The sequence below is a fragment of the Paraprevotella xylaniphila YIT 11841 genome, assembly GCF_000205165.1.
GTDB lineage: Bacteria > Bacteroidota > Bacteroidia > Bacteroidales > Bacteroidaceae > Paraprevotella > Paraprevotella xylaniphila.
The window spans coordinates 1-824 of sequence record NZ_GL883876.1; the positions used below are offsets into that span (position 1 = coordinate 1).

Sequence of the window (824 nt, forward strand, 5' to 3'; positions counted from 1 at the left end):
CCTTCGTATGGTTTTGAAAACAAACCGGAGGAAAACGAATTGATTTACCGTACCATCAATGCTTCCGGTGCCAATGTGGTATTGGTCGGTGTGGGGGCGCCCAAACAGGAAAAATGGATTTTCCGTCATAAAAGCCGCATGCCGGGAGTCGATATTTGGATGGCTTTGGGGGCTACGGTCGACTTTGAGGCCGGCAATGTGAAACGGGCACCGAAATGGATGCAGATGTTGGCGATGGAATGGTTTTACAGATTTCTGATGGAGCCCAAGCGAATGTTCAGGAGATACTTTGTGGATGATGTGAAATTCTTTTTGTATTTCGGCCGGCAACTGCTTGGGATTTATCGTAACCCGTTTAAAGATTGAAATGAAAATGAAAAAGCTTGATGTGGTAAACTTTTTGCGCGGGTATTCCATTTTTACCATAGTAATCATGCATCTTGTAGGGATGTTGGGGATTTCCGGAATATGGGAAAAAGCAGCAGCCTTTGGTGGTGCCGGAGTACACGTCTTTATCCTCTGTTCGGGATTTGGCTTATACCTTTCTTACCTTAGTAAGCCTTTAGGATACATAGCTTTCCTGAAGAAACGTTTTACGAGGATTTATATGCCGATGGCCGTCTTGTGCGTGGCCACGGCGGTCTGGATGGCTTGTATGGGGCGTGAATGGTTCATGCCGCTGTGGGGCAATTTGTTACTTTTCAAAATGTTTGTTCCTGAACTGGAGAGTTCTATGGGAGGGCAGATGTGGTTTGTGTCTACTATCATTCAGTTCTATCTTGCTTGGCCTCTTATTGTTAAGTTATTTAACATTCGGGGGGGGG

General features: G+C 45.5%; 2 protein-coding genes. Both read left to right on the top strand.

What is annotated here, in order from left to right; genetic code table 11:
* Positions 1-366: WecB/TagA/CpsF family glycosyltransferase (locus HMPREF9442_RS11800; protein WP_008628868.1), on the top strand; the 366-nt coding region annotated here is incomplete at its 5' end.
* A 1-nt stretch (position 367) separates the two neighbouring features.
* A partial coding sequence (locus HMPREF9442_RS11805) for an acyltransferase family protein (RefSeq protein WP_008628870.1) occupies positions 368-824 on the top strand: 457 nt, incomplete at its 3' end.